The following is a 12,755-nucleotide window of genomic DNA, read 5'->3' as shown; positions in this document are numbered from 1 at the left end:
ACCTTTTATGACAATCATGGCTTCACACCCAGGCTTTAGCTTTCGGCCTTAAAACATGGGGTTTGGCTGCATCATAAAGTGCGGAGTCCGGAAAACCGTTGTCGTTTGCCAACGCTGGTCCAAGGAGAATCAGTGCCGTTCTGGTGATTTTGGCATCCCGGACTTTGGCGCGAATATCAGACAGCGTTCCACGGATGATCTGTTCGTCCGGCCACCCGACACGGTAGATCACGGCGACGGGGCAATCGGCCCCGTAGTGCGGGATCAACTGACGTTCAATTTCGCGCAAGGCCCGGATCCCAAGGTGGATCGCAAGCGTCGTTCCGGTACGCCCAAAATTGTCCAGCGTTTCGCCAGCTGGCATGCCAGTGGATTTCATCGACATGCGGGTCAGCACGATGGATTGCGCGACTTCTGGTACAGTCAATTCTTGACCTAGGGCGGCGGCAGCGGCGGTGTAGGCAGGCACACCGGGGATAATTTTGTAATCGATCCCATCAGCCTTAAGGCGGCGAATTTGTTCGGCGATGGCCCCGTATAATGACGGATCACCAGAATGAACCCGCGCGACGTCTTGGCCTTTGGCGTGGGCATTGACGATTTCGGCATGCGTTTCGTCAAGGTGCATGGGGGCCGTGTCGATGACGATCGCGTCTTTAGGGGCGTTAGCGACAACGGCCTCTGGCACCAGCGATCCAGCATACAGACAAACGGGGCATTCGGAAATCAAGCGGGCGGCCTTTAGGGTCAGAAGTTCAGGGTCTCCGGGGCCTGCGCCGATGAAATAGACGGTCATTGTGCAGGCTCCTCTGCGGGGTATGGATCGTCGCGTTTGGCCACAAGGTCGCCATCTATTTTGCGGGCATAGCCACGCGGGGTGAACATACGCGGCCCCTCACCCAACTGCGCGAGACGGGAATTGGACGACCCGATGAGAACGACAGTGAGCATGTCGACTTCATCGACCTCAAGTTCATCAAGACGTCGGAAGCGGACCAATTCTGTGGGTCGGCCGAGGTTCGACGCCAGCATGACCGGCGTATCGGCGGGGCGGTGTTGCAGCAGGATGTCGCGGGCTTCGGCCAGCAACGTGCGACGGGTTTTGGAAACGGGGTTGTAAAACGCGATAACAAAATCGCCCTGCGCGGCAGCGTTCAGCCGTCGGATGATATCGGCACGGGGCGTGAGCAGATCGGACAAGCTGATCGTGCAGAAATCGTGACCCAGTGGCGCTCCTGCGCGGGCAGCAGCGCCTTGCAGGGCAGACACGCCGGGAGAGCAGATAATTTCCGCGCGTCGTGCCGCATCGGAAACACCTTCTTCGTTTGACGCGCGATCAAGCAGTTCAAACACAAGCGCGCCCATGGCGTAGATGCCCGCGTCGCCGGAACATACCAGCGCTACGTTTTTGCCAAGCCCTGCCTGTTCGAGGGCGTAGCGGCAGCGCGCTTCTTCGCCGCCCAATGGAAAATCCGAGCGGATCTTGCCAGCCACCAAGGGCCCAAGCAAATCTATATAAAGGCCATACCCGACGAGTTCTTCTGCATCGGCAATGAGGCGGGACACCTCGGGGGTGCGCCATGCGGCCTGACCCGGCCCGATGCCAACGACAGACAGGCGACCACGGGAGCGGCCGCTTAGTGTCGTGATGGGCTCGGGCACGTGAGCGATGGCGCAGGTGGCGGTGGCGGTCTTACATTTTTCGACCATCAAGGTGGCTGCCGACCCCGCGACGGCGAGCGCCGCGCCCTCAGATACGCCGTGGCAGCCGACTTCGGCAAAGACCACATCGGACGGGTTCGCAAGGCGGGGCGATTGTTGTTCGAGTTCAGATGCCGTGAAAACACGCAGTGGGACGCCAAGGCGCGCAGCCGCTTGAAGGATCGCAGGTTCATCTGCCTTAAGGTCGATGGACGCAACGCAGGCGATCGACCCCTGCGCAATGTCGTGATTGTGCAGGGTTTCGTTGACAAGATTCCAAAGCTCTTCAGGATCAGCATTTCGCGCGCAGCCAAGGCCCAGCGCGAATGTTTGCGGATGATAGACGAGGCGCGTTTGTGAGCCGGGTTCATCCGCTTCGGTGACGCACAATTCGATGTCTTTTCCAAAGGGTAGGTCGACGTCGAAAATAGCTGGACCGTTCCATGTGACACCACCGCCTGACAGCAACGTCGCCATGACGGATTTCGCGTCGTCGGGGTTTTGCAGGCGGTAGCCCACGGGCGGTTCATCCAGCGCCACACCCAACGCCACGTCGCCCGCAGTGGTTACGGCTGCGACGCCTTGCAACGCATCAGCAATATCGCGCGCGAGGCGGTTTGCCCCGCGATGCCCGCCCAGCAGCGGCACCACAACTCTACCGTCGTCAGACACCGAAACAACCGGCGGTTCAGTGGTTTTATCCGCCAACAAAGGCGCAACGCCGCGGATTAGAATACCGGACGCGCAGACACCAATAATGGGGATGCCAGCGGCGAACAGATCACGGGTGTGATCTAGCGCATTGGCGAAAAAGGCGTCAGCCTTGCCCACACGGTTTTCGCGGCCATGGACGGGGCAATTCAGCGCCGATGCGATGGCATGTGCGGTGGGTTCGCCGGATTTGGACAGCGCTAGGACAATTGGTTTGCGCCCCTCTGGGGACTCAGAGGGTTTGCGCCCCTTTGGGGACTCAGAGGGTTTGCGCCCCTTTGGGGACTCAGAGGGTTTGCGCCCCTTTGGGGCGACAGAAATTACAGCCACGGATCGGCCCCTTTGGTAAGAAGGATCATTGAAAAATACGGCGCCTTTTCAGGGGCGCCGCGCAACGGTGTGACGACCTGTTCAGGCAGGGTCGCGCGTTCGATATAGGTGGCGTGATCCGTCAGGCCGAGGTCTTCGATCACCGCGCGCAGTTTGGGCAAGTGCCGCCCCACCTTCATGATGGCCACTGCCTCTGCGCCTGCGATGCGCTCACGCAGGGCGGCTTCGTCCATCGGCCCGGGTAAGATCGTAAGGCGTTCGTTTCGCGCGACCAACGGGCGGCCAGCTTCGGCGGCACAGGCGGTGACGGACGTGACGCCCGGGACAACTTTGACAGTGAACTGTGTGTTCAGGCGCGCGTGTAAGTACATGAATGATCCGTAGAAAAACGGATCGCCTTCGCACAGGCAGACCACGTCATCACCCGCAATAAGCGCGTCCGCAATTTGGGCCGCACCTGCATCATAGGCCGCTTGGGCGGGGGCGCGATCCAAGGTCATCGGTACGTCCATGATGATTTCGCGCGCACCTGCGGGGATCAGATCGGCGGCGATAGAGCGCGCGAAACTGGCGGCCCCCGCAAGGGTCGGGTAGGCAATCACGCCCGCGCCCTCGATCAGGCGGGCGGCGCGCAATGTCATAAGATCAGGCGCGCCAGGCCCGACGCCAACGCCGTAGAGGGTTCCGCTCATGCGCCGCTCCTCGCATTCATCTTGGCCAAAATACGCCCCCCGGAGGGCCGGTATACAGCAATATCCGTCATCGTTTAATCAAGCTCCATTGCGTTACGGGCATGGACGGGCGCCATCCGGTGAGGCGGCCAACTGGTTCGGCGCGGTGGGTTTGTATTTTGACGAGGTCGCCGCCGTGGTCGCGGTGCAGGGCGATCAATTCAGCCTCAGATTCCAGAGTGACGGCATTTGCGACCAGCCGACCAAGCGGGCGCAGGGCGGCATATGCGGCATCAAAAGTTTCGCGCGACAGGCCGCCACCGATGAAAACAGCGTCGGGTGCGTCAAGACCATCCAGCGCGTAAGGCACTGTTCCATCTATCAATTCCAGCTTGGGTGCGCCAAGTGCCAGCGCGTTTTGCGCGGCCATGGCCCGGCGATCCGCGCGCGGTTCGATGCCGATGGCGCGGGCATAGCGTGCGGCGCGCATCCATTCGATGGCGACGCTGCCGCTGCCTGTTCCGATATCCCAAAGGAGTGCACCGCGCATGGGCATGAGTTTGGCCAATGTCGCAGCGCGGACTTCTTGTTTGGTCATCGTCCCATCAGACACGAACAGGCTGTCAGCAAGGCCGGGAACGCGGGGCAGCAGGGCGGCGTCAGGGGCTGCGATACAGTCGATACACAGCGTGTTGAACGCTGGAACCGTGTGGGACCAGCCATCTGCCGGGCCGTCAAAGCGTTGTTCATTGGCGCCACCCATTGCCGCCAGCACCGTCATTTTGGAATTTCCAAAACCACGTTCAGTCAAGAATTTAGCGATTTGTGTGGGGGTGTCTGCGCCTGTTGTCAGTACGATAAGTCGTTGATCAGGTTGAATAAACGCGATCATCTGTTCGACGGGGCGGCCATGCACGGTGAGGGTTTCAACATCTGCCAGCGACCAACCCATGCGGGCGGCAGCGAGTTGGAAGGCACTGAGTTGCGGGTGGTAGACAAGTTCATTGGCGGGGATCGCGCGGCCGATGCGGGCACCAACGGAGAACCAGAGCGGGTCCCCGGTCACAAGCACCACAGCGCGTTTGCCTTTGAGGGTTTGTAGCGTTTCAATCATGGCATCAAAAGGGGACGGCCATGCGATGCGAGTGGCCGTTGGGTTGATCGACAGCGTGTGGTGGCGGTCACCACCGATGATGACGTCTGCGGCTTCGACCACGGCGCGGGTGGCGGGGACGAGACCGTCCATGCCGTCTTCGCCGATGCCGACGATGTGGAGCCACGGGGCCTGAACGGGGGCCTGAACGGGGGCGTTAACCATCGGCGATTACCCCGCTGCATGACGTACACACCGCGTACACAATCTGTACACACCCTGTACATACGATTTGCGCTAGCACCATGTTAACGTTCCTTGATTTCGGGCAGGCCAGCAGCGAGGGCGTTGACCGCCGCCGATGCCATGGCAGAGCCACCTTTGCGACCGCGCAGCGCGACAAAATCGATACCACGCGGGTTGGCGGCAAGTTCAGCTTTGGATTCTGCCGCGCCAACAAACCCGACAGGGAAGCCAAGGATCACCGCAGGTTTGGGGAAGCCTTGGTCGATTAATTCGAGCAGGTGGAACAGGGCCGTGGGGGCATTGCCAATGGCGACAATTGCGCCCGCGATATGGGGTTCCCAAAATTCCACGGCGGCGGCGGATCGGGTGTTTTCGATTTTCGCGGCGTGGTCGGGGGTGCGCGGGTCGTTGAGGGTGACGATGACCTGATTATGAGCGGGCAGGTAGCGGCGGATGATGCCCGCGCCGACCATTTCACAATCGCACAGAATCGGCGCGCCAGATTGCATGGCGTGATGGCCCGCAAATGCCACGTCGGCAGAAAATGCCAAGCGGTCGGCGATTTCGACCATGCCACAAGAGTGGATCAGGCGGGTGATGAGGGGGTGCAGTGCCGGTGCGAAACGGTCCAGACGTGCCTCGGCTGCGACAGTCGCGAAGCTGGCGGCGTAAATGGCTGAGGGGTTGGTTTCGTAGGGGCGCATTTCGGGCTTTCGGGGCGGTGCCTTTGGTGTTTGGAGGAGCCTCTGGCGGGGGTATTTAGAAAACAAAGACAATTGAAGAGAAAGAAGTAAGTGCGGGTCTTAGGATTTCGGCTTGCGGGCAGATTCGGGGCCGTGTGGGTGTTTGGCGTGGGGGTAGATTGCGTGGTGATGATCGTGGTCGTGGGTGTGGGCGTGATCATGGCCATGCTTGTGGGCGTGGTCGTGCGCATGATCTTGGACCTGTTGGGCGGCGAGACGGCACATGCCGGTGCAAAATGTGTCACACAGCGCACAGTCGGTGACGTTTGATCCAGGTGCTGATGCGCCTTGGCCTTCGACGTGGTGGTGGTGTGATTCTTGCACAGCACCAACTTCGGATTCGAAACCGAGGACTTGGGTGCGGTATTTGCACAACACGCAAGTCGGCGGTGGGGAGTCGGCGAAAGCTGCGTGATTTTCACGGTCTTCAGCTTTTATCGTTACGGTCTTTCCACTGTCCATCGCGAGGACTTGGGTGCGGTAGGCGCATGTGCCGCAATTGGGCGGCGGGTTTTTTCCGGTCTGTTCGATGATGCGTTCGGCAAATGTTTCCAGAACTTTCGGGTGGTCGCCCAAGTAGCCCGCTTTGACGAATTGAATGTCGGGATGTTGCGCTGCAACTTGGTCCGTAAATCCGTAGATCCGATCAATCAGGATGCCGGAGAACAGGAAATACGGCGCGACGATGATGCGTTTGTAGCCGAGTTTTGCCGCATGGTTGAGGCAGGGTTCGACGAGGGGGAATGTGACGCCGGAGTAGCCAACTTCGTTCCAGCCGAAACCGATACCTTCGTGCAGCATGCGCGCAATTTTGGCGACGTTGCCGTTGGCGTCGGGGTCAGACGCGCCGCGCCCGATAACCACAAGACAGGTGTCGTGCAAATGAACTGGGCCGTGTTTGATGTTGGCGGCGGCGACTGCGTCTTGGATGCGGCCAGCGGCGGCGGAGATCATTTTTGGATCAACGCCGAGTTCGCGGCCGTATGATATTTGCATGCCGTGTTTGGCGGCGTAGGTGTTGAGGACCGTGGGGATGTCGTTTTTCGCGTGCATGGCGGCGAACAACATTCCGGGGACGGCGAGAATGCGGGTGCACCCTGCTTCGCGCAGTTTGTCGAGGCCGTCACGGATCACGGGATTGGCAAATTCGAGGTAGCCGTATTCAGTTTGCCAATCATCAGGCAAGTAGGCAGGCAGTTTGTCGGCAAGGGTGGCAAATTCATCAACGGCAGATTGCGAGCGCGACCCGTGGCCACAGATCATGACGCCTGTTTTTGGATCTGTTTTGATTCTATCGCTCATGCCAATGCTTCCTCTTCGTCGGTGGCGTCGTCATCGGTGACGTCGCTGTCTTGCGTTTTGTCCTTACGCGCAGCGCCCTTTCTAGAACCGAGGGCGGCGATGCCCAGCGCGATTGCGATGGCACCTGCGGCGACCCAGTGGCCATGGCCCGCAACTTCGGCCAGATGACCGACATGCGCCAGTGCGGGATTGGCCGCGAGGATGGTGAATAGAGCAAGTGTAAGCCGCATGCGTCGTCTCCGTGTGTCTATGCCTATAGACCAGAGAACCGCTGACCCGAAACGGGGCGGCTTTGGACGATTTGCGCCTGCGGTCCCCGTTTTGGGTCAACCTAAAGCGCAACAACCTCTCTGGCCCCCGAATAATCAGATGGGGCGTCGTCTGGGGTGTTGGTATCGTGGGCGGGGCGGGGCCGCAATCAGGTATGCGGCGCGCGAGGCGGCGAATCCGACCTGTGCGAATACGCACCATCGCTGCGCTTGGGTCGCGGTTGGTTGATTGGCGCAGTTGCGGTAGCTGAGGGTCAACAGAATTTAGGAGCGAATTATGGGACAGTTAGTAGACGGGCAATGGCACGACGTTTGGTATGATACAAAATCCACAGGCGGCGCGTTCAAGCGTAAGGACGCAACATTTCGCAACTGGATCACCGCAGACGGATCTGCTGGGCCATCAGGTGAGGCCGGGTTTGGGGCGGCTTCGGGGCGGTATCATTTGTATGTGTCTTACGCCTGCCCGTGGGCGCATCGCACGTTGATTTTCCGTAAACTCAAAGGGTTGGAAGACCATATCACAGTGTCGGCGGTGCATCCTGATATGCTGTCGGATGGTTGGACGTTTGAGACGGACGAGCACGGGGCCACGGGCGATGCGCTGTTCGGGCTGCCATTTGCGCGTGATATTTATCTTAAGGCAGACCCGCAGATGTCAGGGCGGGTGACGGTGCCGATATTGTGGGACAAGGAACGCGGCACGATTGTCAGCAATGAAAGTTCCGAGATCATCCGCATGTTCAATTCGGCGTTTGACGCGATCACCGGCAACGCAGACGATTATTGGCCCACAGAGATGCGCGGCGACATCGAAGCGGTGAACGCGCGGATTTATGATACTGTGAATAACGGGGTCTACAAGTCGGGGTTTGCGACGACGCAGGCGGCATATGATGCGGCTGTCGCACCGCTGTTCGAATCGCTCGATTGGCTTGAGGCGCGGTTGGGCGAGGGTCGTTACCTGATGGGCGACAAAATGACCGAGGCAGATTGGCGGCTTTGGACGACGCTGGTGCGGTTCGATAATGTCTACCACCTACATTTCAAATGTAACCGCAAACGCATCCTTGATTGCCCGAACCTGTGGGGGTTCACGCGAGAGTTGTATCAGGTCACAGGCGTGGCCGAGACGGTGAACATGGATCATATCGTGCGGCACTATCATTACAGTCATGAGACGATTAACCCACACCGGATTATTCCGACCAATCCTGATCTGGATTTTATGGAACCACACGGGCGTGCATGAATTGTTGGGACACGATTAAGGGGATTGGGCTTGCAGCCTCGCGGCAATTCCGGTTCAACAATTGGTACCTGAACACGCGAGGCTGACATGACGACTTGGATAACAATTTGCGACACCTGCAAGTGCGCTGGCTGGGAAGTAACCGGCATGGAAAAGACCGACGGTGAGGCATTAGCTGAGCTAATCGAAGCGGCGGCATCGGGTGCGACGGACGTAAAAACCCGCCGCGTGTCGTGCACGATGGGCTGCGATCGGGCCTGCAACATCACGGTGCAGGCCAATGGTAAGATCAACTATTCGCTCGGCACGTTTGAGGCCACGAAGAGTGACGCCCAAGCAATTGTCGAATATGCGGGCAAACATGCAGCAAGTGCGAACGGACAGGTGCCGTATCGTGAATGGCCGCAGGGCGTGAAGGGGCATTTTGTGTCACGTCATCAGCCGCTGCCTGAATGACAGAAAAGCGCGACCATGGCGGTGGGTTAGACGCCGCGATTGCGACCTATGGCGGGACGCGCAGCGACTGGTTGGACCTGAGCACGGGGATCAATCCGCTGCCCTATCCGGTGGGTGATATCGGCACGGATGCATGGACAGCTTTGCCAGATAGCGGCGCGATGCGGCGTTTGTCGAAAGCCGCACGGGCGTTTTGGCACATCCCAGACACGACAGAATTGGTCATCGCGGGCGGTGCGTCAGCATTGATTGCGCAGATGCCAAGTGTGTGGCCCGGATCAGTCGTGACCATCCCAAAGCCGACCTACAACGAACATGCTGCTGCGTTTGAGGCCCAAGGCTGGGTCGTGCAATCGGAAGGCCGCGCCGACGTACAAGTGCTGGTGCATCCCAACAATCCGGACGGGCGGGCCTGGCAAGTTGCGCATCATCCGTGCCCGACCATCATCGACGAAAGTTTCTGTGATGTGATTCCGCAGGACAGCCATGTGGGTCAGGCCGCCGAACTAGACCGCGTGATCCTGAAGAGTTTCGGCAAGTTTTGGGGGTTGGCGGGACTACGATTAGGATTCGCGATCTGCCCCCCCGATGTTGCCAGAAAGCTGCGTGACAGGTTGGGGCCCTGGGCGGTGTCCGGCCCCGCGCTGGAAATCGGCGCGCGGGCGTTGGAGGATGTGGCGTGGGCTGATGCTGCGCGGGAGCGGTTGGCGGCGGATGCCATGCGATTAGATAAAGTCGTTGGGTTGCCCGTTGTAGGCGGGACGGATTTGTTCCGCCTGTATGAGGTCGCGGATGCGGCGGCGGCACAGGATCATCTGGCCACGGCCCATGTCTGGAGCCGGATTTTTCCCTATTCGAAAACGTGGCTGCGGTTGGGTTTTCCGCACCCTGATCGGTGGGGCCAGCTAGAAGCTGCTGTCGACAGTTTGCGCTGATGGCGCTGGTGTTGGCCATGGTGTTGGACGCGATTTTCGGGGAACCGAAGTGGCTTTGGGACCGCATCCCGCATCCCGCCGTTCTGATGGGCCGCGTCGTGGCGAAATTGGACGCCGTGCTGAATAACAAAACGCGAAGGGCCGGTGTTCTGGCTGTGGTGGTGATGGTCAGTGGGGCGTTGGTTGTCGGGCTGGTTATGGCTGCCCTACCGGGTATCTGGGCTGAGGTCATCGTGGGGGCGATGCTGCTCGCGCAGCGGTCTTTGGTGCAGCATGTGCAAAAGGTGGCCGATGCGTTGCGCCTATCGGTGAGCGACGGGCGCGGTGCAGTGGCGATGATCGTGGGGCGCGATGTGCGTGCAATGGATGGGCCTGCGGTCGCGCGCGGGGCGATTGAAAGTGCGGCGGAAAACCTAAGCGATGGGGTGATCGCACCGGTGTTTTGGTTCGCGGTTGCGGGTTTGCCGGGGCTTTTGGCCTATAAGATTGTGAACACCGCTGACAGCATGATTGGCTATCGGACGGAAAAATACGCAGCGTTTGGATGGGCGGCGGCAAAGCTTGATGATGTGCTGAATTGGGTTCCTGCACGGTTCACCGCGTTTTTAATATGGTACGTCGCTGATGGGCGTGCATCGTGGCTCGATATCACGCGCGATGCAGTGCTGCACCGATCCCCGAATGCGGGCTGGCCCGAGGCGGCAATCGCCCCCGCCCTTGGTGTGTCGCTGTCGGGACCGCGCAGCTATGATGGTGTGCGCGAGGATTTCCCATGGGTGAACCCCGAGGGGCGCAAGGATGCGGGACCGAACGATGTGGACGCCGCAATCGGGTTGCTGTGGAAGTCATGGGCAATAGCCGCCGCTGTCGCAGTTGGTGGCGCGGTTGGGATTGCACTGCTGTGAAGGTGCGTTAATCTGTCCGAAACAGAAAGAGGTGCTATGCTAAAATCACTGGCCGTTTCGTTATCCATTATTGCAGCACCCGTCTTTGTTACACCAGTGGCGGCACAAACCTGTGGTGGGAGTTTTGTCGCATTCATGGGCGGGTTGGTCGATGAGGCCGCGCTGAGTGGCATTGACCGCGCAACCGCCGAAGGGTTTTTGGCAGGGGCGCAGCGGGATCAAGCGGTGTTGACTGCGGATCGATCACAGGGGTTCTTTCAGCGTGATTTCATCGACTTTTCGCGGCGCCTAATTTCAAACAACCGGATTGAAAACGGGCGCGCGCAGGCGCAACGGCAAGATGCCATATTTGATCGTATTGAGGCTGAATACGGGATTCCGCGCGGCGTGTTGCTGGCATTCTGGGCGTTCGAGACAGATTTTGGCGCGGTGCAGGGTGATTTCAACACCCGCAACGCACTGGTGACTTTGGCGCATGATTGCCGCCGACCAGAGCTGTTCCGCCCACAGGTTTTTGCCGCGATGGAGTTGTTTGCCCGTGGGGATCTTGACCCCGCAACCACAAAAGGCGCGTGGGCAGGTGAGATTGGCATGGTGCAAATGTTGCCCCGTGACATCATTGAAAACGGGCGTGATGGGGACGGCGATGGGCATGTGTCGTTGAAAACATCTGCGCCTGATGCGTTGTTGTCAGGGGCGTCGGTTTTGTCATCGCTGGGCTGGCAAGCGGGGCAGCCGTGGTTGCAGGAAGTCACGGTTCCAGCTGTGATGGACTGGGCATTGTCGGGAACCGAAACGAAATTATCGACAGGTGACTGGGCAGCAATGGGGGTTTCTGCGCGCACCGGCCGCTTGGCAGATTTGCAGGCGTCGTTGATTTTACCGATGGGCCGCGCGGGTCCAGCGTTCCTCGCCTATCCGAATTTCGATGTGTATTTTGAGTGGAACCAATCGTTCGTTTATGTGCTGACGGCGGCCTATTTCGGGACGCGTTTGCAGGGTGCGCCTGTCTATGATGCGGGCAATCCGGATGCGGGGTTAAGCGGTGAACAGATCCAAGCGTTGCAACGCAAATTGGAAGCGCGCGGACACGATGTCGGCGGGGCGGATGGTATTTTAGGGGCGCGATCACGCATCGCCATTCAAGCGGAACAAACGCGGCTTGGGTTACCTGCGGATGCTTGGCCGACGGCTGCGTTGTTGAACGCGATTTGAGGCCCGACGCGATGTCCGACCCGCCAAACGAATGGGGCGTCTGCACGACCGTAAAGGCGCCACTTGTCCAGATTTTGGCGTTTGTCGCGTGGCATCGCCATATCGGCGCTGCGCATATCTGGGTGCACTTGGATGACGCCGATGAGGTATCGGCCCATGTTATCAACCAGTTGGACGGGGTCACAGCGGTGCTGTGTGATAAAGAATATTGGTCTAAAAAGGGGTTTCGCCCAAAGAAGCAAGAGGCGCGGCAATCACATAATATGCAGCGGATCTATGAATTGGCCCCACTGCCCGTGATCGCCCACTTGGACGTCGACGAATACCTGTACCCCAAGCGCCCAATCGCTGAGATTTTGGCCGATTGGACCGACGACAGCCCCTTTCTGCGTGCCCGCCCTGCCGAGGCATTGCACGATTCGGCACTGCCCGATGATATCTTTACCGCGCGGCAGTTTCGCCTGCCTTTTCCCGACGGGACATCGGATGAACGCAAACATGCGGTACTCGGCGATTATACCCTGATCCTGCGCACAAATATGCTGAGCCATAAGGTTGGTAAAAGCCTGTTTCGCACCGGCATCAAAGGATTTGTGCCGCGGATTCATGTGGGGACAATCGGAATGGATGGACCACGAATACGCCTGCCGTTGCATCCAGATTTGATGGTTCTGCATTTTCACGCGCAGGATCGCGCCGCGTGGCTTGCGGCATTGCCACACCGCGTGACCAACGGGGCGTATCGGTTCAACGAAGTGTTGGCGGCTTTTCTTGACGAGGCGTCAGTCGCTGAGGTTGATGCATTTTACACAACAACACAGACAGCCGACCCCGAATTGATCGCCGCGTTGACGGCTGAAGGGCTGTTGGTTGAGGCTGATTTGGCGCTGAAAGAGAAGGTCGAAGACCTGCCGTTCTAACAAAGT

13 protein-coding genes are annotated in these 12,755 nt (G+C 59.3%); 6 read left to right on the top strand and 7 right to left on the bottom strand.

The genetic code is table 11. The features are described from left to right. Positions 1-22: 22 nt before the first annotated feature. The 7 genes from cobM to OAN307_RS01410 form a co-directional block, all read right to left on the bottom strand. On the bottom strand, positions 23-796 hold the full coding sequence (cobM, locus tag OAN307_RS01440) for a precorrin-4 C(11)-methyltransferase (protein WP_015498098.1): 774 nt from the start codon (positions 794-796) through the stop codon (positions 23-25). After that, complete coding sequence (cobJ, locus tag OAN307_RS01435) at positions 793-2,622, bottom strand: precorrin-3B C(17)-methyltransferase (protein ID WP_044044411.1); 1,830 nt, start codon at positions 2,620-2,622, stop codon at positions 793-795. The genes cobM and cobJ overlap by 4 nt, the downstream gene beginning before the upstream one ends. 110 nt (positions 2,623-2,732) lie before the next feature. Further along, entirely contained in the window at positions 2,733-3,434 is a 702-nt protein-coding gene (gene cobI / locus OAN307_RS01430) for a precorrin-2 C(20)-methyltransferase (protein WP_015498096.1), read from the bottom strand. 67 nt (positions 3,435-3,501) lie between these two features. Beyond that, positions 3,502-4,731: a bifunctional cobalt-precorrin-7 (C(5))-methyltransferase/cobalt-precorrin-6B (C(15))-methyltransferase gene (locus OAN307_RS01425; protein WP_015498095.1), complete on the bottom strand. Its 1,230-nt coding sequence runs from the start codon at positions 4,729-4,731 to the stop codon at positions 3,502-3,504. An 83-nt stretch (positions 4,732-4,814) separates the two neighbouring features. Then, a complete protein-coding gene (locus tag OAN307_RS01420) occupies positions 4,815-5,456 on the bottom strand; it encodes a precorrin-8X methylmutase (RefSeq protein ID WP_044043014.1) in 642 nt (213 codons plus the stop codon). Between the two features lie 99 nt (positions 5,457-5,555). After that, positions 5,556-6,797: a sirohydrochlorin chelatase gene (locus tag OAN307_RS01415; protein ID WP_015498093.1), complete on the bottom strand. Its 1,242-nt coding sequence runs from the start codon at positions 6,795-6,797 to the stop codon at positions 5,556-5,558. Then, positions 6,794-7,027 (bottom strand): DUF6732 family protein, encoded by a 234-nt coding sequence (locus tag OAN307_RS01410; RefSeq protein WP_015498092.1) that lies wholly within the window; start codon positions 7,025-7,027, stop codon positions 6,794-6,796. Before OAN307_RS01410 ends, OAN307_RS01415 begins: the two co-directional genes overlap by 4 nt. 316 nt (positions 7,028-7,343) lie before the next feature. Between OAN307_RS01410 and OAN307_RS01405 the strand changes: the two genes are divergently transcribed. From OAN307_RS01405 to OAN307_RS01380, 6 genes are all read left to right on the top strand, one after another. Beyond that, entirely contained in the window at positions 7,344-8,318 is a 975-nt protein-coding gene (locus OAN307_RS01405; RefSeq protein ID WP_015498091.1) for a glutathione S-transferase family protein, read from the top strand. Between the two features lie 87 nt (positions 8,319-8,405). Next, positions 8,406-8,774, top strand: coding sequence for a DUF1636 family protein (locus tag OAN307_RS01400; RefSeq protein ID WP_015498090.1), 369 nt, complete (start codon positions 8,406-8,408; stop codon positions 8,772-8,774). Next, positions 8,771-9,709: a threonine-phosphate decarboxylase gene (locus OAN307_RS01395; RefSeq protein ID WP_015498089.1), complete on the top strand. Its 939-nt coding sequence runs from the start codon at positions 8,771-8,773 to the stop codon at positions 9,707-9,709. The genes OAN307_RS01400 and OAN307_RS01395 overlap by 4 nt, the downstream gene beginning before the upstream one ends. After that, the gene (gene cbiB, locus OAN307_RS01390) at positions 9,709-10,614 is read left to right on the top strand and encodes an adenosylcobinamide-phosphate synthase CbiB (RefSeq protein WP_015498088.1); all 906 of its coding nucleotides are present in this window, start codon (positions 9,709-9,711) and stop codon (positions 10,612-10,614) included. Before OAN307_RS01395 ends, cbiB begins: the two co-directional genes overlap by 1 nt. 36 nt (positions 10,615-10,650) lie before the next feature. Then, complete coding sequence (locus OAN307_RS01385; protein WP_015498087.1) at positions 10,651-11,829, top strand: lytic murein transglycosylase; 1,179 nt, start codon at positions 10,651-10,653, stop codon at positions 11,827-11,829. Between the two features lie 11 nt (positions 11,830-11,840). After that, a complete protein-coding gene (locus tag OAN307_RS01380) occupies positions 11,841-12,749 on the top strand; it encodes a glycosyltransferase family 2 protein (RefSeq protein WP_015498086.1) in 909 nt (302 codons plus the stop codon). The last annotated feature ends 6 nt before the right edge of the window (positions 12,750-12,755 follow it).

The organism is Octadecabacter antarcticus 307 (assembly GCF_000155675.2).
Taxonomy (GTDB): Bacteria; Pseudomonadota; Alphaproteobacteria; order Rhodobacterales; family Rhodobacteraceae; genus Octadecabacter; species Octadecabacter antarcticus.
The sequence above is the reverse complement of the archived record's forward strand: the minus strand, read 5'-3'. Positions and strand labels throughout refer to the sequence as shown.

Coding starts and splice junctions, on each gene's coding strand:
- cobM (WP_015498098.1), bottom strand. CDS start 796: ATGACCGTCTATTTCATCGGCGCAGGCCCCGGAGACCCTGAACTTCTG.
- cobI (WP_015498096.1), bottom strand. CDS start 3,434: ATGAGCGGAACCCTCTACGGCGTTGGCGTCGGGCCTGGCGCGCCTGAT.
- OAN307_RS01425 (WP_015498095.1), bottom strand. CDS start 4,731: ATGGTTAACGCCCCCGTTCAGGCCCCCGTTCAGGCCCCGTGGCTCCAC.
- OAN307_RS01420 (WP_044043014.1), bottom strand. CDS start 5,456: ATGCGCCCCTACGAAACCAACCCCTCAGCCATTTACGCCGCCAGCTTC.
- OAN307_RS01415 (WP_015498093.1), bottom strand. CDS start 6,797: ATGAGCGATAGAATCAAAACAGATCCAAAAACAGGCGTCATGATCTGT.
- OAN307_RS01410 (WP_015498092.1), bottom strand. CDS start 7,027: ATGCGGCTTACACTTGCTCTATTCACCATCCTCGCGGCCAATCCCGCA.
- OAN307_RS01405 (WP_015498091.1), top strand. CDS start 7,344: ATGGGACAGTTAGTAGACGGGCAATGGCACGACGTTTGGTATGATACA.
- OAN307_RS01400 (WP_015498090.1), top strand. CDS start 8,406: ATGACGACTTGGATAACAATTTGCGACACCTGCAAGTGCGCTGGCTGG.
- OAN307_RS01395 (WP_015498089.1), top strand. CDS start 8,771: ATGACAGAAAAGCGCGACCATGGCGGTGGGTTAGACGCCGCGATTGCG.
- cbiB (WP_015498088.1), top strand. CDS start 9,709: ATGGCGCTGGTGTTGGCCATGGTGTTGGACGCGATTTTCGGGGAACCG.
- OAN307_RS01385 (WP_015498087.1), top strand. CDS start 10,651: ATGCTAAAATCACTGGCCGTTTCGTTATCCATTATTGCAGCACCCGTC.
- OAN307_RS01380 (WP_015498086.1), top strand. CDS start 11,841: ATGTCCGACCCGCCAAACGAATGGGGCGTCTGCACGACCGTAAAGGCG.